This window comes from Thalassospira lucentensis MCCC 1A00383 = DSM 14000 (genome assembly GCF_000421265.1).
Classification (GTDB): domain Bacteria; phylum Pseudomonadota; class Alphaproteobacteria; order Rhodospirillales; family Thalassospiraceae; genus Thalassospira; species Thalassospira lucentensis.
Window position 1 is genome coordinate 289,388 of sequence record NZ_ATWN01000002.1, and the last position, 21,092, is coordinate 310,479.

Annotated in this window: 18 protein-coding genes; 9 read left to right on the top strand and 9 right to left on the bottom strand. The window is 54.6% G+C overall.

Features of this window, described 5'->3' with window-relative positions:
- The first annotated feature begins 64 nt into the window (after nt 1–64).
- From ileS to K355_RS23170, 7 genes are all read left to right on the top strand, one after another.
- Nucleotides 65–2,905 (top strand): isoleucine--tRNA ligase, encoded by a 2,841-nt coding sequence (gene ileS, locus K355_RS0105460; RefSeq protein ID WP_022731105.1) that lies wholly within the window; start codon nt 65–67, stop codon nt 2,903–2,905.
- A gap of 100 nt (nt 2,906–3,005) precedes the next feature.
- A complete protein-coding gene (gene lspA / locus K355_RS0105465) occupies nt 3,006–3,479 on the top strand; it encodes a signal peptidase II (RefSeq protein ID WP_022731106.1) in 474 nt (157 codons plus the stop codon).
- A 50-nt stretch (nt 3,480–3,529) separates the two neighbouring features.
- Entirely contained in the window at nt 3,530–4,111 is a 582-nt protein-coding gene (locus tag K355_RS0105470) for a DUF3035 domain-containing protein (protein ID WP_022731107.1), read from the top strand.
- Nucleotides 4,112–4,301: 190 nt separating this feature from the next.
- Complete coding sequence (locus K355_RS0105475) at nt 4,302–5,726, top strand: M16 family metallopeptidase (protein ID WP_028791358.1); 1,425 nt, start codon at nt 4,302–4,304, stop codon at nt 5,724–5,726.
- A gap of 1 nt (nt 5,727) precedes the next feature.
- Nucleotides 5,728–7,059, top strand: coding sequence for a M16 family metallopeptidase (locus tag K355_RS0105480; RefSeq protein ID WP_022731109.1), 1,332 nt, complete (start codon nt 5,728–5,730; stop codon nt 7,057–7,059).
- A 131-nt stretch (nt 7,060–7,190) separates the two neighbouring features.
- The gene (gene mutL, locus K355_RS0105485) at nt 7,191–9,113 is read left to right on the top strand and encodes a DNA mismatch repair endonuclease MutL (RefSeq protein WP_022731110.1); all 1,923 of its coding nucleotides are present in this window, start codon (nt 7,191–7,193) and stop codon (nt 9,111–9,113) included.
- A 12-nt stretch (nt 9,114–9,125) separates the two neighbouring features.
- A complete protein-coding gene (locus tag K355_RS23170) occupies nt 9,126–9,641 on the top strand; it encodes a GNAT family N-acetyltransferase (RefSeq protein WP_022731111.1) in 516 nt (171 codons plus the stop codon).
- A 4-nt stretch (nt 9,642–9,645) separates the two neighbouring features.
- On the opposite strand, the gene K355_RS24990 is transcribed toward K355_RS23170, so the two are convergent.
- From K355_RS24990 to K355_RS0105510, 4 genes are all read right to left on the bottom strand, one after another.
- Nucleotides 9,646–11,118, bottom strand: coding sequence for a pentapeptide repeat-containing protein (locus K355_RS24990; protein ID WP_022731112.1), 1,473 nt, complete (start codon nt 11,116–11,118; stop codon nt 9,646–9,648).
- Between the two features lie 93 nt (nt 11,119–11,211).
- The gene (locus tag K355_RS0105500; protein ID WP_022731113.1) at nt 11,212–12,144 is read right to left on the bottom strand and encodes an OmpA family protein; all 933 of its coding nucleotides are present in this window, start codon (nt 12,142–12,144) and stop codon (nt 11,212–11,214) included.
- 39 nt (nt 12,145–12,183) lie between these two features.
- Nucleotides 12,184–12,954 carry a MotA/TolQ/ExbB proton channel family protein gene (locus K355_RS0105505; RefSeq protein ID WP_022731114.1) on the bottom strand — a complete coding sequence of 257 codons (771 nt, stop codon included), beginning with the start codon at nt 12,952–12,954 and terminating at the stop codon, nt 12,184–12,186.
- 360 nt (nt 12,955–13,314) lie between these two features.
- The gene (locus K355_RS0105510) at nt 13,315–14,166 is read right to left on the bottom strand and encodes a GNAT family N-acetyltransferase (RefSeq protein ID WP_022731115.1); all 852 of its coding nucleotides are present in this window, start codon (nt 14,164–14,166) and stop codon (nt 13,315–13,317) included.
- Between the two features lie 189 nt (nt 14,167–14,355).
- On the opposite strand from K355_RS0105510, the gene K355_RS0105515 reads away from it, so the two are divergent.
- Nucleotides 14,356–15,426 carry a siderophore-interacting protein gene (locus tag K355_RS0105515; RefSeq protein WP_022731116.1) on the top strand — a complete coding sequence of 357 codons (1,071 nt, stop codon included), beginning with the start codon at nt 14,356–14,358 and terminating at the stop codon, nt 15,424–15,426.
- Nucleotides 15,427–15,433: 7 nt separating this feature from the next.
- Here the strand turns inward: K355_RS0105515 and K355_RS0105520 are convergent, their stop codons facing one another.
- The 5 genes from K355_RS0105520 to K355_RS0105540 form a co-directional block, all read right to left on the bottom strand.
- On the bottom strand, nt 15,434–16,321 hold the full coding sequence (locus tag K355_RS0105520) for a hypothetical protein (protein WP_147250358.1): 888 nt from the start codon (nt 16,319–16,321) through the stop codon (nt 15,434–15,436).
- Between the two features lie 93 nt (nt 16,322–16,414).
- Nucleotides 16,415–17,365, bottom strand: coding sequence for a metal ABC transporter permease (locus K355_RS0105525; RefSeq protein ID WP_022731118.1), 951 nt, complete (start codon nt 17,363–17,365; stop codon nt 16,415–16,417).
- Complete coding sequence (locus tag K355_RS0105530; protein WP_022731119.1) at nt 17,362–18,582, bottom strand: metal ABC transporter permease; 1,221 nt, start codon at nt 18,580–18,582, stop codon at nt 17,362–17,364. Before K355_RS0105530 ends, K355_RS0105525 begins: the two co-directional genes overlap by 4 nt.
- Before the next feature lie 48 nt (nt 18,583–18,630).
- On the bottom strand, nt 18,631–19,431 hold the full coding sequence (locus tag K355_RS0105535; protein ID WP_022731120.1) for a metal ABC transporter ATP-binding protein: 801 nt from the start codon (nt 19,429–19,431) through the stop codon (nt 18,631–18,633).
- Nucleotides 19,432–19,528: 97 nt separating this feature from the next.
- The gene (locus K355_RS0105540) at nt 19,529–20,512 is read right to left on the bottom strand and encodes a metal ABC transporter solute-binding protein, Zn/Mn family (protein WP_022731121.1); all 984 of its coding nucleotides are present in this window, start codon (nt 20,510–20,512) and stop codon (nt 19,529–19,531) included.
- Nucleotides 20,513–20,653: 141 nt separating this feature from the next.
- Between K355_RS0105540 and mntR the strand changes: the two genes are divergently transcribed.
- Nucleotides 20,654–21,082 (top strand): manganese-binding transcriptional regulator MntR, encoded by a 429-nt coding sequence (mntR, locus tag K355_RS0105545; RefSeq protein WP_022731122.1) that lies wholly within the window; start codon nt 20,654–20,656, stop codon nt 21,080–21,082.
- Nucleotides 21,083–21,092 lie beyond the last annotated feature (10 nt).

Sequence of the window (21,092 nt, forward strand, 5' to 3'; positions counted from 1 at the left end):
GGGGTAGCCGTAATCACCGGGGGTTCGCCCTTTTTAATTTGTTCAAGACCACAGGACCGTCACGATGAGTGTCGAATACAAGAAAACCGTTATCCTGCCCAAAACCGATTTCCCGATGCGGGCGGGTTTGCCAAAGATGGAGCCCACCCTGCTCGCGCAGTGGAAGGATGAGGACCTCTATGGCAAAATTCGCGGTATTTCGGCAGATCGTGAAATGTTTGTCCTCCATGATGGCCCGCCCTATGCCAACGGTCATCTGCACATTGGTCATGCGCTGAACAAAATCCTAAAAGACGTGATCACCCGTTCACAGCAAATGCTGGGCAAGAACGCGGTTTATGTTCCGGGCTGGGATTGCCACGGTCTTCCGATTGAATGGAAAATCGAAGAGCAATACCGTGCCAAAGGCAAAAACAAGGACGATGTGCCAATCGCCGAATTCCGCAAGGAATGCCGCGAGTTTGCCGAGAAATGGCTCGATGTTCAGCGCGAAGAATTCAAACGTCTTGGCGTGATGGGCGACTGGGATAACCCCTATGTCACCATGGACTTCAAAGCCGAAGCCTCCATCGCGCGTGAGCTTGGCAAGTTCCTGATGAACGGGTCGCTCTATATGGGCTCTAAACCGGTCATGTGGTCGGTGGTTGAAAAAACAGCACTGGCCGAGGCCGAGGTTGAATATCACGACCATACCAGCAAAACGATCTATGTCCGTTTCCCGGTGCGTGAGACCAAGGTCGATCTGCTTAAAGACACCGCGATTGTCATCTGGACCACGACGCCATGGACCATTCCGGGCAACCGTGCGATTTCCTATGGCGACGATATCGAATATTCGGTGATCGAAGTTACCGAAACCGCTGAAGAAGCCTGGGCGACGGTTGGTGAGAAGATGGCGGTTTGTACCGATCTTCTTGAAGACATGTGCAAAAACGGTCGCGTGACCGGTCATAAGGTTGTCGGTACTTTCACCGGTTCCGAGCTTGAAGGCACGGTTGCGGTCCATCCGTTCCGCGGACAGGGCTATGAGTTTGATGTGCCACTTCTGGCAGCGGACTATGTCACGACCGATACCGGTACCGGCTTTGTTCATACCGCACCGACCCACGGCCCGGACGATTACCAGACCGGTTTGAAATATGGTCTCGAAATCCCGGAAATGGTCGATGGCGACGGTGCTTATTATCCGACCGTGCCGCTGTTTGCTGGCAAGCGCATCTATGATGAAAACGGCAAGGAAGCAGACGCCAACGAAGCCGTCATCACCAAACTGATCGAAGTTGGTGCCTTGCTGTCGCGTGGCCGTTTGAAGCACTCCTATCCGTGCTCGTGGCGCTCCAAGGCACCGGTGATCTATCGCACGACCCCGCAGTGGTTCATTTCCATGCAGGACAACGACCTGCGTGAAAAGGCGCTCAAAGCGATTGATGAAACCCGCTTTGTGCCCGAAGGCGGTCGTAACCGTTTGCATGCCATGATTGCCAACCGTCCCGATTGGTGCGTATCGCGCCAACGTGCGTGGGGTGTGCCGATCACGGTGTTCATTGATAAAAACACCCGTCAGCCGTTGCGTGATCAGGAAGTCCTTGATCGTGTGTATGAAGCGTTTTGTGCCGAAGGTGCCGACGCGTGGTTCATCCGCGACGCGCAGTATTTCCTTGGTGACAAATACGACGCCAATGATTTCGAACAGGTCACCGACGTTCTTGACGTCTGGTTTGATTCCGGTTCGACCCATGCCTTTGTGCTTGAAGAACGTCAGGACCTGAAATGGCCGGCCGATCTTTATCTTGAAGGGTCTGATCAGCATCGTGGCTGGTTCCACAGCTCGCTTCTTGAGTCGTGCGGAACGCGCGGTCGCGCGCCGTATGAAGCGGTTCTGACCCATGGTTTTGTGCTTGATGGCAATGGCCGCAAGATGTCGAAATCGCTCGGCAACGTTATTGCGCCAAATGACATCATCGACAAGCTTGGTGCCGATATCCTGCGTTTGTGGGTGGTAAGCTCGGACTATCATGACGATCTGCGCATCAGCCATGAAATCATCCAGCGCCATTCGGATGTCTATCGGCGTTTGCGCAATACGCTGCGCTTCTTACTTGGCAATCTTGATGGCTTTACCGAGGCTGAAAAAGTTCCCGACAATGAATTGCCGGAACTCGAACGCTGGGTCCTGCATCGTCTGAGCCACCTTGACGATATGGTGCGCAAGACAACGGCGGATTACGATTTCCATAGCATGTTCATCGAACTGCACAACTTCTGTGCGCTCGACATGTCGGCCTTCTATCTTGATATCCGCAAAGACGCGCTGTATTGCGACGCGCCAAGCAGTGCGCGCCGCCGTGCCGCACGGACGGTGATGGACCGCGTGTTTGACAGTCTGGTGCGCTGGTTGGCACCGGTTCTGTGCTTTACCGCCGATGAGGCATGGCGCGCACGCTATGGCGCGGACAGCTCTGTCCATTCTGAAACCTTCAATACGGTTTCAGATGGCTGGAAAGATGATGCTCTTGCGACCAAATGGGCAAAAATTCGTAAATTGCGCCGTGTTGTCACCGGTGCGCTTGAACTTGAACGCGCGGAAAAACGCATTGGGGCCAGCCTTGATGCCGCACCAACGGTTTACGCGACGGCGGATTATGTCGAAGCACTCAGCGGCCTTAATCTTGCCGAAATTGCCATCACATCTGACATCGAATTAGTCACGGGTGATGCACCGGAAGGTGCCTATACCCTTGACGATGTTGCGGGTGTTGGCGTTGTGCCGGGATTGGCCGATGGGGATAAATGTGAACGCTGCTGGCAGACTCTGCCGGAAGTGGGCAGCCACGCCGAACATAAAACCATCTGCAACCGTTGTGCGGATGCTGTCGATGAAATGGGAATTACCGCCGCCGAATAAGGCATGTGGTTTTCTGGTGCGGGCTTGTCCTTGGGCGGGCCACGACGGGCAAGTTTGAAGGCCGGTAAGTCTGCAGACCGGCAAGTTTGAAAGAGTATTGATGAAGCGTCGCGCCTTTGTGTTTGGTCTGATTGTCATTGCGGTGGTTTTTGCGCTGGACCAATGGACCAAGCAGCTTGCGATTGACGGGTTGTCCAACCCGTTCCGCGTGATTGAAGTCACACCGTTCATGAACTTTGTGCTGGCGTGGAACCCGGGTGTGTCGTTTGGCCTGTTTCAGGGGCAGGCACCATGGGTGATGATCGCTGCGACAGCGGCGATCACGATTGGCTTTTGCATCTGGATGTGGCGCACGCGCGATCGTATGCTACGTTTGGCACTTGCGCTGGTTGTGGGCGGGGCGATTGGCAACCTTGTGGATCGTCTGCGTCATGGTGCGGTAACCGATTTTATCGACCTGCATGTGGCCGGATATCACTGGCCGGTTTTCAATATTGCCGACAGTTCGATTACAATTGGTGCAGCGCTACTGTTGATCGATTCCCTTTTTGGCGGTAAAAAATCAGCTAGATAATTTAAGACCGGTGTAATTCCACCCGGTCACGATGTGTATAAGAGGCAGGAATGGCCCGGAAACTGACGACCAATCTGTTTAAAATTGCGCTTTTGGGTGGGCTCGCCCTTGGTGTTGCCGGTTGCGAGTCAACGCGCGAAACCTTTGGCCTGAACAAACAGGCGCCTGACGAGTTTCAGGTTGTCTCGCGCGCACCGCTCAGCCTGCCGCCTGATTTTACCTTGCGTGTTCCTGAACCGGGTGCAGCACGTCCGCAGACCGGGACCACCACCGATCAGGCCCGTCGCATTTTGACTGGCGAAGATCCCAACGGCGTTAAACGTGACATTTCTGATGGCACGCGCAGCAAGGGACAGGTCGCACTTCTGTCGCAATCGGGGGCGCAATATGCATCGCCTGATATCCGCAACACCGTGGATCGGGAAACCTCGATCTTTATTTCGGAAAGCGACAGCGTTGTTGATGACCTGATCTTCTGGCAGGACAAGCCAGAATATGGCACCACGGTTGATCCGGCGGCTGAGGCAAAACGCATCCGCGATCAGCAGGCGCTTGGCGACTCTGCTGCTAGCGGTGGCGACACCCCGGTGATCGAACGCAAACAAAAGGGCTGGCTTGAAGATATCTTCTAAGCCGATCTTGCCATCTGGGCGCACTAAGCCACAGTTTTGAGATTTCATCAGGGGCGCGGAATTTCCGCGCCCTTGTTCTGTCATATTCGGTTTTTAAGAACTTCCTGTCGCGATACCCCTGAGCCCAAAAGTGCCGGGATCGCAAAGCAACCAGTTTGCACCACCATGCCTGATGGAATGGGATGACATAATGAAAATTCCGACACTATCCGTAATGTTTGCACGCACGCCTGTGACGGCGTCGATGCTGGCCGCTGTGATGATGGTTATAATGCCGCATCTGTCACAGGCGGCGGTTTTCAATCCGCAAACCGTAACCCTTGATAACGGTATGCAGGTGGTGCTGGTGGAAAACCACCGTGCCCCCGTCGTCACCCAGATGGTCTGGTATAAGGTTGGCTCCGCTGACGAACAGACCGGGATTTCGGGCATTGCGCATTTTCTTGAACACTTGATGTTCAAGGGCACGAATGACATTGCACCGGGTGACTTTTCCAAGATCGTTGCGCGCAATGGCGGCAATGACAATGCATTTACCTCGTGGGACTACACCGGCTATTTCCAGAATATCGCACGTGACCGTCTTGATCTGGTAATGAAGATGGAAGCCGACCGGATGGCGAATTTACAGTTGTCTGATGATGTTGTCCTACCGGAACGCGATGTCATCATCGAAGAACGCCGGTCGCGGATCGATAACAATCCGGGCGCCCTTCTGGGCGAGCAGATGCGCGCAGCCCTTTATATGGCGCATCCCTATGGTCGGTCGATCATTGGCTGGATGAATGAAATGGAGCAGCTGTCGACCAAGGACGCGCTTGATTTCTACCACGAATGGTACGCCCCCAATAACGCCATTCTGGTGGTGGCAGGCGACATCACGATGGATGAATTGCTGCCGATGGCCAAAAAATACTATGGCGTCATTCCGCGCGGCGACGTTTCCACCCGTCACCGGGTCAAGGAACCGGTCCAGCATGCCCCGCGCAAGGTCACCATGCGTGATCCGCGCGTTGGTCAGGCCTCCATGTCGCGCTATTACCTCGCACCATCTTATAACTCTGAAAACGCGGCGGACGCGGCTCCGCTTGAACTTTTAAGCGAGATCATTGGATCGGGCACGACCAGCCGTTTCTTCAAGGCATTGGTTGTCGATCAGGCGATTGCTTCCAGTGTCGGGACGTTCTATGACCCGGTGGCTGTCGATCTGGCAAGCTTTGGGCTTTATGCCGTGCCACGCGGTGATGGCGAGTTGGCCGACCTTGAAAAGGCGGTTGATGAACAGATCGCCAAACTGATTGCCGATGGCGTGACCAAGGATGAACTTGATCGGGCCAAGCAGAAGCTTCTGGATAGTGCGGTTTTTGCCCGTGATTCCTTATCTGCTGGCGCGCGTGTGCTGGGGCAGTCGCTTGCGGTTGGTTTAACCGTCGATCAGGTCGAAAGCTGGCCAGATCGGATTTCGGCCGTCACGGTTGATCAGGTCAACGAAGCTGCCAAGCACGTCTTTAATGACAAACAATCTGTCACCGGCTGGTTGATGCCACCCGAAGGCGGCCCTGTATCGGGCAGTGGTCCCGCTATTCCACTGGATTCCGGCGGGGGAGTACATTGATATGAACCATTTTACAAAACACATAGCCGGACTGACCGTTGCCGCCTTTGCGACCTTTGGTCTGGCAAGTCAGGCCAAAGCTGTCGAAGTACAAGAAGTTGTTTCTGACGGCGGCATTCGGGCCTGGTTGATCGAGGATCATCTCAATCCGCTGATGACCATGGACATTGCCTTTACCGGTGCTGGGGCTGCAACCGATGCTGATGGTAAGCTTGGTTTGGCCAACATGGTGTCGGGGCTGATTGACGAAGGGGCGGGCGAAATGGACAGCCAGACCTTCCGCGGTGAAATGGAAAACCGCTCGATCAGTCTGTCCTTTGATGCGGGGCGGGATGATTTTTCCGGATCGTTGGTCACGCTGAGCCGTGAACGCGATACCGCGATTGATCTGTTGCGTCTGGCACTGTCCGAACCGCGTTTTGACGATGAGGCAATTGAACGCATTCGTGCGCAAATCGTTTCGGGCTTGAAAAGTGCGGAAAATGATCCGCGCGACATTGCCAGCCGAACCTTCTTTAAATCGATCTTTGGCGATCATCCCTATGCCCGACCGGTATCAGGAAATTTTGACACCGTGGCATCGCTTAACGCCAATGACTTCCGGGGTTTTGTCCGTCATGGCTTTGCCAAGGACAACCTGATCATTGGGGTGGCCGGGGATATCACGGCGGATGAATTGGGCCCGTTGCTGGATGAGGCATTTGGCAGTTTGCCCGATCATGCCGATCTTCCGGCGATTGCTGACGTCACACCGACATTCGGTGCGGTGGATGTGGTGGAGCAAGACATCCCGCAAAGTCAGGCGATCTGGGGACAAAAGGGCATCAAACGTACCGATCCGGATTTCTATGCCGCCTATGTGATGAATTACATTCTTGGCGGTGGTGGCTTCTCGTCACGCCTGACCGAGGAAGTCCGCGAGAAGCGCGGGCTTGCCTATGGCGTTTACAGCTACTTGGCCGATCTGGATCATGCGGAAATGATGATGGGCGGGGTTGCGACGCGCAATGATGCGATTGGGCAAAGCCTGTCACTGATCAGCACCGAATGGACCAAGATGAAGGACAGCGGTGTGTCACAGGAAGAACTCGATAACGCCAAATCCTATCTGACTGGCGCCTTCCCGCTGCGCTTTACCAGCCTTGGCAATCTGTCGGGCATGCTGGTCGGTATGCAAAAAGAAGACCTTGGCATGGACTTCCTGGATCGCCGTAACAGCCTTGTTGATGCGGTCACGCTTGATGACGTCAATCGGGTGGCCGCCGAGCTGATGGACCCGGACAATGTCACGGTGACGGTGGTTGGCAAGCCCGAAGGCGATCTGGCTTTCTAAGGCGAGAACAATCTAAATGATCAACGCGCGGTGAAAGGGATTTCGCCGCGCTTTGTGCTTTGATAGGTTCATCGCAACCAAGATCAAAATTCTAGGGCCCTGACCCCTCAACATCACGAGCACCCAGCTATATGACTTTGCGCGTCCTGCCCCAGAACCTGATCAACCAGATTGCCGCCGGTGAGGTGGTTGAGCGCCCTGCGGCTGCGCTGAAGGAACTGGTGGAAAATGCGTTGGATGCCGGGGCGACGCGGGTGGATGTCAATCTGCGGGATGGCGGTCGGACATTGTTGTCGATCACCGATGACGGTAAGGGCATGACACCCGAGGAACTTAGCTTGTCGGTTGAACGCCATGCGACGTCAAAGCTTCCCGATGATGATTTGTTCAATATCGGTTTTATGGGGTTTCGCGGTGAAGCGTTACCATCGATCGGATCGGTGTCGCGAATGCGCCTGACCAGTCGGGTGCGCGGTGCGGAAAACGCATGGACGCTTTTGATTGAAGGCGGGGCCAAGGGAGAGCCTGAACCCGCCGCACATCCGCATGGTACGCGGGTTGAGGTGCGCGATCTGTTTTACGCCACCCCGGCACGGCTGAAGTTTTTAAAAACCGCGCGGACCGAGCAAATGTATGCCCGTGAAATCATGGACCGTTTGGCGATGGCGCGGCCCGATGTCGGCTTTACCCTGTCGGGCGATAACAACAAATCGATCCTGAATTACCCGGCCTGCGAAGGTGATTTGTTTGATGCGCGACTTAAACGTCTTGGTGCGGTGATGGGGCGCGAATTTCAGGACAACGCGCTTCAGATCAATGCCGAACGCGAAGGCATCAAACTGACCGGCTATGCCGGGGTGCCGACCTTAAACCGTGGCAATGCGCAGATGCAGTTTTTGTTCGTCAATGGCCGCCCGGTCAAGGACAGGCTGTTGCAAGGGGCGGTACGCGGCGCCTATCAGGATTTCCTGGCACGGGATCGACATCCGTTACTCGCCCTGTTTTTTGAACTGTCTCCACGTGATGTTGACGTTAACGTCCATCCGGGCAAGACCGAAGTGCGTTTTCGCGATCCGGGCATGGTGCGCGGCCTGATTGTCGGCGCACTTAAACATGCGCTGGCGGGGGCCGGTCACCGGGCATCCACCACGGTGGCTGATATGGCGCTGGGGGCCGCTCGCCGCGAAGGTGAAGGACCAAGTCTGCCCTATGGCGGCGGGGCGCGATCATCTGGCGGCGGTGGCTTTAACATTGGCCAATATCAGGCCAATACCCCCAGCCACGCGGCAATAGAACGCAACTATGCCGCCCAATCGCCGGGCTATGGCGGGTTGTTTGATCGTGGACGCGATTTTGGCGGCACACCGGATGCAAATGGTGGCTTTGCCGCTGCGGCGGCGGCCCTTGCGGGGGGCCATGATGGTGTGGGACCATCCGCGCGCGTTGACATGACCGATGACACCAAGTTTGTCGATCATCCCTTGGGGGCGGCGCGCGGGCAGGTGCATGCGAATTATATCATTGCGCAAACCCGCGACGGTTTGGTGATTGTCGATCAGCATGCCGCCCATGAACGCATTGTCTATGAACGGATGAAGGCCGACCTGGCCGAAAGCGGGGTCAAGCGACAGGGATTGTTGCTGCCCGAGGTGGTCGAACTTGACGAGGCATCGGCAGATCGCATTGGCGACCGGGCCGACGAATTTGCCGAACTTGGTTTGGTGATCGAGCCGTTTGGTCCCGGTGCGATTGTGGTCCGCGAAGTGCCAGCGATGCTGGGCAAGGTGGATGTGGCATCGCTTGTACGTGATATGGCCGATGAAATTGCCGAACTGGGACAGGGCATGTTGCTTAAAGACCGGCTGATGTATGTCTGCGCGACCATGGCCTGTCATGGCTCGGTGCGGTCGGGGCGTAAGCTGAATGCCGATGAAATGAATGCATTGCTGCGTCAGATGGAAGCCACCCCGCATTCCGGGCAGTGCAATCATGGCCGCCCGACCTATGTCGAACTGAAACTCCATGACATCGAAAAGATGTTTGGTCGCAGATAGGGATTAAAACCAATGGCAGAACGCATTGTGGAAATTGCATCCCTTTCAGATGCAGATGCGATTAGTGCATTGTTTACCCGGTCTTATTCAGAGCTTCTTAAAGACGACTACCCGCCGGACGTTCTCGCCCGCGCCATGCCATTCCTGTCTTTTGCCAAGCCAGAATTAATGTCGTCGGGCAGCTATTATCTGGTGAAGGAAACAGGCAAACGCGTGATCGCGGCAGGTGGATGGACCGCCGTACGCCCCGGAGCTTCGGAAAAGCCCGTGCAGCCGGGATTGGTGCATGTACGCCATTTTGCCGTTGATCCGGAGTTTACCCGTCAGGGGTTGTTGGGAAAGTTGCTCTTTGATCGCTGCGTACATGATGCGAAGGTGGCCCATGCGGCAACCCGGTTTGAATGCTATTCAACCCTGTCTGCACGGAGGTTCTACGAAAAGCTTGGCTTTGAAGTCATCGGGACGTTTGAAGCCCCCTTTGCATCCGACTTTACTTTTCCAAGTTTACATATGGTCTGCGAGCTTTAAGCGATTAACTGCGCAGTTTCAAATTGCGGGGCAGGCGGGTGTTGGTGTTGACGCGCGCGCGCTGAATTTGTTCGGCAAACAAGCCATTGGCACCGCTTAAATCCGCATCCCTGAAATCCGCCCCGGCAAGGTTCGTGCCGCTGAGATCACAATTGATCAGATGCATGCCCTTAAAGCAGGCATTGGACAAGTCGGACCCCAGAAACACGGTATTACGCAGCGTCGCCTCGTTAAACCGTGCGCCGGATAAACGGCTGGCGGCAAGATTGGCACTTTCAAGGTTACTTTCAACAAAGTCAGCCGCGGTCAGGTCACACCGTCGAAGAACCGCATTCTTGCAATTGGCGTTTCTGAAAGACGCAAAGCGCAGGCCGCATCGGCTAAGATCAATGCCTTCAAGATCAGCATCGCGCAAATCGGCATGTTCAATTGCCATGACCGATCCTTCCTTGCCGCCGGTATCGACCCAAAGCTTGTGATCGACCAGGGCCTCTTGCAGATCAATTTCAACAAGCTCCTCTTCATCAATTTCGGGCTCGGCGTCAACCTCACTCTCAGGCTCACCGGAAACGTCTGCCTCTTTTGAAACGGATGCAGGGATCGGTTCTTCTTTGGCGGGTTCTTTTGGACTTGCTGCAACGGGGACTGTGTCTTCTTCGGTTTCTGTGGTTTCCGCCACGACCTTCTGTGGTTTTGATTTCGGCTTTGGCTTTTGGGGCACAGGATCTGGTTTTAAAAGCGCGCGCGCGGCAATTGCCGCTTTGATGTTGCGGGCATCAAGAGATTCCTTGTCTTGATTGGCAACTCCGGCAAGTTCGCCATCATCAAAGGTTTGTTTGTTCGTGCTGTCTGGCAGGGATGTTGGCTCAGGTTTCACAGCAGTATCGCTGCGGCGTCGGCCATTTGGTTTAATCGTGACGGACGCAGATGCCGGTGCGCGGGCCTTGTCGCTGTGCCGACGCTGCTTGGTTTCTGAAACACTTTCGTCTTCGGGTGACGGTACGGTGTCGTCTTTGGCCAAGTCCTGTGGCCGTGCGGGACCGAAGTAATCATTTTGAAGAACAAACCGGCGCGGCTTTTTCATCACGGATGTAATGATCTTGCGCAATCGTGCCGGATCAACCGGCTGGCGGAAGATGCCTTCTATACCGGCATCAACGGCTTCACGCATCGCGCGTCGGTCCAATTTTGGCGCGCCAAGCAGGATGGTGACATCCTTGCCGTGGCGGTTGGTAGCCGTGATGCTTTCGCGGATCGAACGGATGGTCGAAATGCCGCGCATGCCATCAAGGTACAGACCAACCAGAACGATGTCGGGCTTTAAGGAACTCACAAGTTCAACGGTCTTTTCACGGTCATCGCAGCGAATGAAGTCGCCAAATCCAAGAGGATCAATCGCTTCCTTGGCGGAACGAATGTTGCGTTCGCTGTAGTCGGCATACAGGATCGTTTTATTGTTGTTTTCTTGCATCGTCATGATGCGTGAATTCCTATTGTTGCCAAACGCGTTAAGCAGCGCGGATTTCGTCCCTGCCACGCGGTTCACTGCGCAGTTGGTTAAATATACCGATCACTGGTTCCCCGGAATGCTGAAGGTTCGACGCCTTGTTGTCGAGGCTTCTTCGGGCGTTGTTGGGCCGTCTTGGGTCGAGCTTTCACTTTGGGCAGCATCTTCTCCATTCTGACCTGTGGGGGCGGCACTGCCATTTGCCGCCTCATCTGGTTTGTTGCTTTCGACCATTTCGATGGTGATCGCAACCCGACGGTTTTGTGATCGCCCTTCTGGGGTGTCATTTGTCGCAATCGGACGGCTGTCGCCATATCCCTGAATGACCATTCGCGACGGCTCTGTGCCGTTCTGGTCAATCATGTGATGCAAAACAGACGTCGCCCGTGCCGCCGAAAGGTCCCAGTTTGATATATAGGGAGACGAAGACGAAACCGGAATATTATCGGTGTGACCTGCAATATGAACTTCACCGTCAGTCTGATTGATCACGGGCGTGACGCGGTTCAGGACGGCGGCGAATTCTTCTGTCATGCCCGAAGAACCCGACGGAAAGGCCAGCTCATTTGGAAAGCTGACGATCACATCGCCATCAATGCGTTCCAGCCCGACTTGATCGCTCAGCCCCATGTTTTCAAGAACGGTACTGAGTGTTTCTTCAAGCGCCTCGGCTTTTTCTTCTTTGCTGTCGGTTTGGTCGATTTCGACTTTCGGCGTTTCGGCCTTTGGAATTTCTGCAACAACCCGTGGGGTGTCAGGTGTTGGCGCCTTTAAGGCCTTACCAACAATCGACCCGTCCATTTCAATTACACCGGCAAGCTGATCTTCCTTGGAAAAACCAAAGGCACCTTTGATCGACCCTGCGATTTGCTTGTAACGGATGACATCCATCTCCGCAAAGGTCAGCAACAGCACAAACAAAACAAGCAGCAACGACATCAAATCGGCGAATGTCGCCATCCATGCGGGGGCGCCTGCTGCGGGTTTCTTTGCCATGGCCTTACACCATGTTCCGGATGAAAGAAGGTGCCATGATTATTCCCCGTCGCCTTCTGCATCTTTGGGGACGCCACCGGGTAAATAGGGACCCAGAATTTCCTTCATCACCATCGGGCTCTGGCTGCCCTGAATTTGAACGACAGACTCAATGATCAATTGTTTGGTGTTTTTCAGACGATCCACCTTAAGCGCCAGCTTGTCAGCAATCGGAAGGGCAATCAGGTTGGCAAGTACTGCACCATAGAATGTTGTCAGCATGGCAATGGCCATCGCCGGACCAATCGCATCAGGATCAGACAGGTTGGCCAGCATCTGCACCAGACCAACCAGTGTGCCGATCATGCCAAATGCTGGCGCGGTATCGCCAATCCCGCGGAACATCAGTTCCCCGAGCTCATCATTTTGAATGGATTTTTCAACTTCGCTTGAGATCGAGCTTCGGATCACTTCGCCGCTGTGGCCATCCACACACATGCGAATGCCACGCGCCATGATCTCGTTGTCGACTTCTGCGGTTTCAAGGCCAAGCAACCCGTTTTTACGTACAAGACCGGCAAGTTCGATGGCTTTCTCATAGATCGAAAGCGGGTCTTCCTTGGGGTTTTTAAAGGCGATGCCGATGCCGATCTTGAGTGACTTGATCACATCGCGCATCGGAAACTTGATCAGGGTTGCCGCCGCCGTGCCGCCAAACACAACCATGATAGACGGCACATCAACAAAGGCACCAAGATTACCACCGATCAAAATAGCGCCAACAATAACGCCCGATCCGGCAAGGATCCCAATGAGTGTCGCAATATCCATATCGGTTTCTGGTGTCCAGCGTTATGACTGTTTTTGTATCACCTGATCAAACGCAGTAGATAAATCCGTGCCCCGGATGAGGGGGCGGTGCGTCGCGTCACAGATGTAGGGCGAAAAGTCTTCATAGGTTTATGATTGTGGCCTGAATGTCGATTAGTCCCCCTTTCAAAGAGTTGGGGGCTGTGGCGTCCTTTTTCCATAAAAAATCTGACAACTTTTCACGCCAGTAACCGTGATCGACCCGGGAACTCTACAAACTGCCTGTAAAGCTATGGCATTGGGTTAGGTCGATCTATACGTTTGGCGTTAAATGTTTGTTGCCAGACTTTTAGCCAAGCCTCAACCCCATCGTAAGGATAATTACCCTAATTCAAACGATGAAATGCCAAAGGTCATATCAAGGTCCAGTGCGGGTACTGTGCCTTTATACATCCGTGCCGTCTCAAATTCAGGTTGCATGCCGTGGCTGCTGGCAAGCTCAGTTGCCGCCTCATTAGGTTCAGGCACATCAAGAAATACTTTGCCATCCTGATTGGCGCGACGTGCCAAAAGGGCATCAAATAGTACCTTGGCATCTTTGGGGGTTGGGGCAAAAAGCGGACCGATCTTGTGACCCTCTTCACAGGGGCGAATAACGCCGTATCCGCGCAATCCCATCGGGCCCTTTAGCGCAATCGCCGTGTGGTTTTCAGTGCCGATCCAGCCGCGCAGGAATTCAATCCGGCTTTCGGCAAACAGCTTGCAGGTTTGCTCAAACGCATTGATGACGGCGATATCATCATTCAACAGATCAAACAGATCGTCATTTTCCGGACTTTGGGCCTTCACGACCCCGCCATATCGGACATTGCGGTGGGCAAATTCAAAACCGGATTTGCGATAATTGTCTTGTTGATCGATTACGCCATCAAGACCGATGGTTTTAAGCGCGTTGTCTTTTAAAACCGTTTGCCACAACTTGTATCCAAGGCCCGATCCACGGCGGTCTTCGCGGCAGATATAAAATCCGACAAACCCGAAATCGGAACTGTACTGCACGGCGGATATCACCGCTGCCATCCCCTTTTTATCGAACGCGCCCCAGAAGCCTTCAGGATCAGTATTGAAAAATACCTCGGCGTCAGCATGGCCGGGATTCCAGCCTTCTTTGGCAGCCCATTCAACGGCCAATGTGAATTCAGACGGTTTGAGACGGCGGATTTTATCGATCATGGTCGGGTCTTTATACTTTCAGGAGCTTGCCAGGCGATACACATGCGCGCCAGCGTGGGTCTATGAATTTGTCTAAATGTCTAACATGGCAGTTGCTATTTCATGAGAAATTTTTTTAAGAATGAATATCAGTGTTATTCTCAATAACACTGATATTCATCAATACACCTGCATCCTGCCGAGAGCCCCATGCCATCACCTGTTTTAACCGCCAAAACCCGCATAACCCTTCCTGACAGTGCTGCGATCATCGCGCGTGCATCAGACTATTACAAAAGCCATGACTGCGATGTGCAGGGTGATGCGAACGCCATCAGGGTTTCGGTATCCATCGGCCATGTTCACCTTGCCTGCAACGATGCTGGTTTGGATATCGAGGTCGGCGCAACCAGCGACGTCGGCGTTATCCAGATGAAATCAGCGATCATTTCGCTGCTTCAGGGGGCCTTGCCTGAGGCAAACCTTGATTGCCGCTGGAAGGGGGCCGGAAAAAGCAACGGCAAGCTGCCCAATTTCCGCGAACTTACTGTTGGCAAAATGACCGACCTGTCGCCCCATATGCGCCGGATCAGGCTGCATGGGGCGGATCTTGCCGCCTATGACACCGACAGCATCCATATTCGTCTTTTGATCCCGCCGCGCGGGCAGGTGGCCCCAAAATGGCCAACGCTTGCCGATAACGGCATGCCGGTCTGGCCTCATGGCGAAGACACCATCGAACAGCGCATCTATACCATCCGCGATATTGATGCCGCGGCGGGCTGGATGGATGTTGATTTTGTCGTGCATGGCGATAATGGGCCGGGATCATCCTTTGCCATACATGCTTGCACAGGCGATCTGGTCGCCATGACCGGGCCGCTTGGCAACGAATTGCCTGATGCGGACTGGATGTTGTTCGCCGGGGATGAAACTGCCCTTCCGGCAATCGGGCGCTACCTTAATGCCATGCCGCCCCACGTCAAAGGCCATGCCGTGATCGAGGTCGGTAGCAAGGATGACATCATCGACATCGCCACCGACAGTGCGATTGAAGTCCGCTGGCTGTTACGCGACTGTGGTGATGATGTCGAACACAGTCTCATTCAGGATGCTGTGCGTGTCATCTCCATCCCGAAGGACGCACACAGCGTCTATTGCTGGGCCGGGGTCGAACAGGATGACTATAAACCGATCCACAATTTCTGGCGTAAGGACATCGGATTAACGCGTGATCAATGTCTGGCCATGACGTTCTGGCGCAAGGCCGGTCGCGGATGATTAACGATTAACGGGTGGCAACCGACTGATGAAGCTTTGGTGCGAGATGTGCAATCGCATCATCGATATCCATCAGGATTTCCGAAACCAAAGGCGATGGGGGGGTAAGTCCACCCTGGTCTATTTCTTCGCGCAGTTCGGTTACCGCGCGTGTCAGTTCGCGATTTGTCGGATTAACCCCGGTTGCCAGAGCCCGTGCGCGGGCAAAAACCAGTTTCCGTACCGACCTGAACGCCACGATTTCCTGATCTGCCGTCAGCGTCTCTTGCGGGTCCATGGCCGTAAGCCCGTATTTGACTGAAAGGCCGGTCATATGGCTGGCATCGGCAAACATGGCCGCCGTGATCATGCGAAAGGCGATGATATCGGCAGCAAGTCCGTTTGGGTTTTTGATCGTTTTGGATAAGGCGTTAAACGCGAAAATATCGGCAGCAACTTCATCGGCATGGCTTTTGGCATCTCCGTCCCCGAAATGTTCCGGCATACAGTGACGCGCTTCATGATGGATCAGCCACTCAAACGTTTGCTCGGCACTGCTTTGATAGGTCAAAGATTGTCCAAACCATCCGCGCATCAACTGGGCGAAAATCTCGTTGCCACTTTGTGGTGCGATATTGGCGGGTACGAAAATCTGGCAGGACGGTATTTGCTTGCCACTCTTTCGTCCGGTGATGGTAAAGGGCGATCGGGGCAGTTTGGCAAATGCCTTTTCCGGACTGGCGATATTGTCCAGACCAAGGGTGTCATCCATGATGGCTAGAAACGCCGCACGGTCTTTGAAAACATAAAGATCGATATCGCCATATGATTTCAGGTCGTTTTTGATCTTTGTAATGGCGGGCTCGGGCGTGCCATCCGTTTGTGCCTGTGCCAATGTCGTGACAGACATCAGCATGCACATCATCATCACAAGGTGATTGAAAACCCGAACAATTTGCATCGTATGAGTATGTGCGATGGGCTTTGGTTGGGCGAGGAGAAAATTACCTTAGGCTTCTGCCTGCTGGCCGACCCGCTTGCGTTGCGGTCCAAACAGGCAGGCCAACAGCATGATGATTCCGGAAATCGTGGCAATCATGCCCGCCGCACTGACCGCATAGGGGGACCCGAACCATCCCGGTCCATATCCGGCAAAGACATAGCCCAGAATGGCCGAAATCGTCGCAAAGACCACCGACCAGCCGACCTGTCGGCCCAACTGGTTGGTCATCAACCGCGCACTTGCCGGTGGGCAGACAAACATAGCAATCACAATGATCGACCCGACCGCGTCAAAGGCCGCCACGGCGGCAATCGCGGTGGCCACCACCAGCGCAAAGCCGAGAACACCGGTGCGAATACCAATCGCCCCGGCAAAGGCGGCGTCAAAGGTGGAAATTTTAAGTTCTTTCCAGAACAGAACAATAAACAACCCGATCCCGACCAGAACAAGCGCCAGACGCGGCAATTGCGGTGGCAGGGTCGCCAAGGCGGCTGGATCAACAAGCGATTGCCAGCCTTCTGCATCAAACCATATCAGGCTTTCAAGATTACCCAAAAGCGCATGCTGCACATCAATATGCACCGAGCTGGTATCGGTTATTTCTAGGAACAGCACACCGGCGGCAAACAAGGTGGTAAACACCAATCCCATGGCCGCCCCGGGTTCAACCCGACCCAGACGTTTGACAATCTCGATCATGACAACGGCGACAATCGCGGCCGCCCCGGCACCGAGCATCATCGGCACCGCCGTGATCGTGCCGGTGACAAGAAATGCCGCAACGATACCCGGCAGGACAACATGGCTAATCGCATCCCCGATCAGGGCCTGACGACGCAGCAACAGGAAATTCCCCGGCAACGCGCAAGCAACAGCGGCCAGAATACCAATCAGGATCGGTGTTAAACTCAGTTGGACAAACTCGGCCCCAAGGGCGGTCATCAGATTGTCGATCATGCGGATGCTCCTTGCTTCTCGGCAAGCATGCGGTCGATCTCGGCAATCTGGTCGGATGTCATCATTCGTTCAATCGGGGTCAGCCCGTCATAGCGTTCAATCGCTGAATCATCGGGCAGGATACGGCGCGCCATGGCCCAGCGTGCTTCATCGCGCGACGCCTTTTCCGATGCGGTGCGTCCGCGCAATGTCGCGACCCCGTCGCGTCGGATCATGCCGGACCGGCGCAGGATGCGCAGGGTCAATCCGTCATAGATCGGTTCACGCCGCGACAGGGCCAAAAGCCCCTGACGGCGATGGACGCGGCGCTGAAACCGTTGATGGCGTAACGCTGATGCCAGTGCGCCACGTAACGGGGAAAATAATGCAGAGATCATGAAAAAGCCAAACGCCACGAGCACAATGATTGGCCCGGTCGGTATCGATGCCTCGGCGGCGGACAGAACCGCACCGATGTAGCCCGATATCCCGCCAACCAGGGCTGAAATGCCGATCATCGGGCCGACCTGATTGGTCCAGAAGCGGGCGGTGACTGGTGGGATGATCAAAAGCGCAACAATCAGGATCAATCCGACGATCTTAAGCCCGATCACGGTAACAATCAGGGCCAAGCCCATCATGGCAAGGTCGATATTGCGCACATTGACCCCGGTGGTCGCGGCATATTCCGGATCAAACGCCACAAGCGTCATCGGACGGCGCAGCAAAAAGACGAATGCAGCGGCAAGGGCCCCGGCAACCGCAATGGTCGTCGCCTCGGATATCAACATGCCGGCCGTCGACCCCAGCAGGAAGTTTTCAAGTCCGGCCTGACGACCAGACGACATGGTCTGGATAATGGTCAAAAGGACAATGCCAAACCCGAAAAACACCGACAGCACCGCTCCAATCGCTGCATCCTCGGTCAGACGGGTTTTGCGGGTGATCCATTCAACAAGAATCAATCCGATGGCCGATGAAATCGCCGATCCAATGATCAATCCCGGCAACCAGCGGCCATCAGACCCAAATGCCACCATGATCATGAAGGCCAAGCCAACACCGGGCAGGGTGGCGTGACTGATCGCATCGGACACCAATGCGCGTTTGCGCAGGAAAATAAACGCCCCGGCACTGCCCGCTGATAGGCCAAGCAACCCGGCACCAACTGCGACAAGGGCGCTGTTATATCCGGCCTGCAACAACAGGGCGCTTATGAAATAATCGAGAAAACTCATGGTGCGATCTTTGCGTTACCGTGCTGTGCTTATCTCAGGCTGCCTCAATCAGGCGAGGCGCAACTCGTCGATATGGGTGGCGGCAAGACGCCCGCCATAGGTTTCCTGAAGGTTCTCGGCGGTAAAGGTCGTCTCTACCGGGCCTTCGGCGATGCGCCGGACATTGATCAGCAACACGCGGTCAAAATATTCCGGCACGGTTGAAAGATCATGATGCACACAGACAACCGTGCGGCCTTCGGATTTAAGGTCTTTAAGAACCGAGACAATGGCGCGTTCGGTTGCGGCATCAACCCCGGCAAACGGCTCATCAAGCAAGTAAAATTCTGCGTTCTGCGCCAATGCACGGGCCAGAAACACGCGTTGCTGCTGCCCACCCGAAAGCTGACCGATCTGCCGGTCGGCGAAATCGGCCATACCGACCCGGTCAAGACAGGCCATCGCCTGTTCACGGTGGCGTGCCCGCCATAGGCGGAACAACCCGACCGATCCATAAAGCCCCATCAGAACGACATCAATCACCCGGGCCGGGAAATCCCAATCAACACTGGCGCGCTGTGGGACATAGGCGACCCGGTCGCGCGCCTCGTGAAACGGTTTGCCAAAAATGCGCACTTCACCCGACAGGCGCGGCACCACACCAAGTGCACCTTTCAGGAAGGTTGATTTACCCGCCCCATTCGGGCCGATGATGGCGGTCATGGATCCGGCGGGGATGGAGGCATCAACCGAAAATACAGCCGGTTTGTTGCCATAGGATACCGTCAGGCCGCGCACCGTCAGTGGTGCGTCCTTGCCTGCGACATCAACAATCTTTCCAGCCTCGGCAATCAGTTCGGCGTTACGCATGAAATTTTCCTGTTGCTTTGTCCGTGGTCCGACGCTGTGTGCATTTAATCATTGATTTTATCAATGTTTCACCTGCTTGGCACTTGCGGTCTTTACGTTATGAGCTTGGTGCAAGTTCACCTTGCATTCCGGTTTCAGGCGCATCACCACCCAGCGCACGGGTGATCAGGGTGGTGTTATGATCGATCATACCGATATAGGTGCCTTCATAGGTGCCCGGTTCCCCCATGGCATCGGAAAACAGTGTACCACCGATGATGACATTTTGCCCACGGGCCTCGGCCCCTTCGATCAGGGCACGGACATTGCGTTCAGGCACCGAGCTTTCGACAAACACGGCCGAAATATTGCGATCAACAATGATGTTAACCAGCTCTTCGACCCGGCGCAGCCCGGCCTCGGATTCGGTTGAAATGCCTTGAATGCCCAGAACCTCAAAATCATACCCGCGCCCGAAATAACTAAAGGCATCATGTGCGGTCAACAGCACACGGCTTTTTTCCGGAACAGAGGTGGTGACCGAGTTCATATAGCCAATCAGCTTTTCAATATCCGCAATGTGTTTGTCGGCATTGGCGGTATAGATCGCTTTGCCATCGGGATCGGTTTTGATCAGTGCATCACGTACAGCCCCAACCACGGTTTCCCATAGCTGCGGGTCCATCCAGACATGCGGATCGTATCGGCCATCGTAATCCGCATGACTCAAAAGCTTGCTCTTGTCGATGGCTTCGCCAACTGCGACCACATTCCGGCGCTTTTCCAGATCAAGGAAAAACTCTTCGAGTTGCGCTTCAAGATAAAGACCATGCCACAAAACAAGATCGGCGCGCGCCATGGCGGCAATGTCGCTGCGTGTCTGACGATACGAATGCGGATCAACCCCGGGGCCCATTAAGGCGGTGACCTCCGCCCGATCGCCCGCAACCTGACGGGCCGCATCGGCGATCATGGATGTGGTTGCGACAACATTCAACGGCTTGGCAAAGGCCATGCCAGCGGTGGCGCCGAGGCCAGCAAGGGCAGACACACCAAGGATGGCGATCAGGCAAAGACGGCGTGCAACATTTCGAAGGGTCATGACGGGTCCCGACAGCAAGTTAAAATCATTCAATAGAATACCCACTATCTATGTGCGGACTTTTAAAGTTAGTCAAGGCTAAATTGCTTTTTGAACACTTAGTTGTTATGAAGATTTCGGAGATACTGTTTGGAGAGACCGATGGGCGATAAGCCGACGTTAAACCCGCGCCATAACAAGGCCGAAGTCTTTGCCCGCCTGCGCGACGCACATGCCCGCGAGGTCACCGAAGATTACGTTGAAATGATTGGCGATTTGATCAATGAGGAAGGCGAGGCACGCTCTGTCGCGCTCGCCGAACGCTTCGGCGTCACGGCCGCAACGGTCAATAACACCATCAAACGCCTTGAGCGCGACGGTTTTGTCACCTCCCGCCCATACCGCTCGATTTTTCTGACAGAAAAAGGTGAAACGCTCGCCAAAAAATGTCGCGACCGCCACCAGATCGTCTATAATTTCCTCGTCTCAATTGGCGTTGATCCCGATACGGCAGAGTTTGATGCCGAAGGGATCGAGCATCATGTGAGTGAAGAGACTTTGCGGGTGTTTGAAAGTGCAATTTCCTCCTAAAGATGAACGG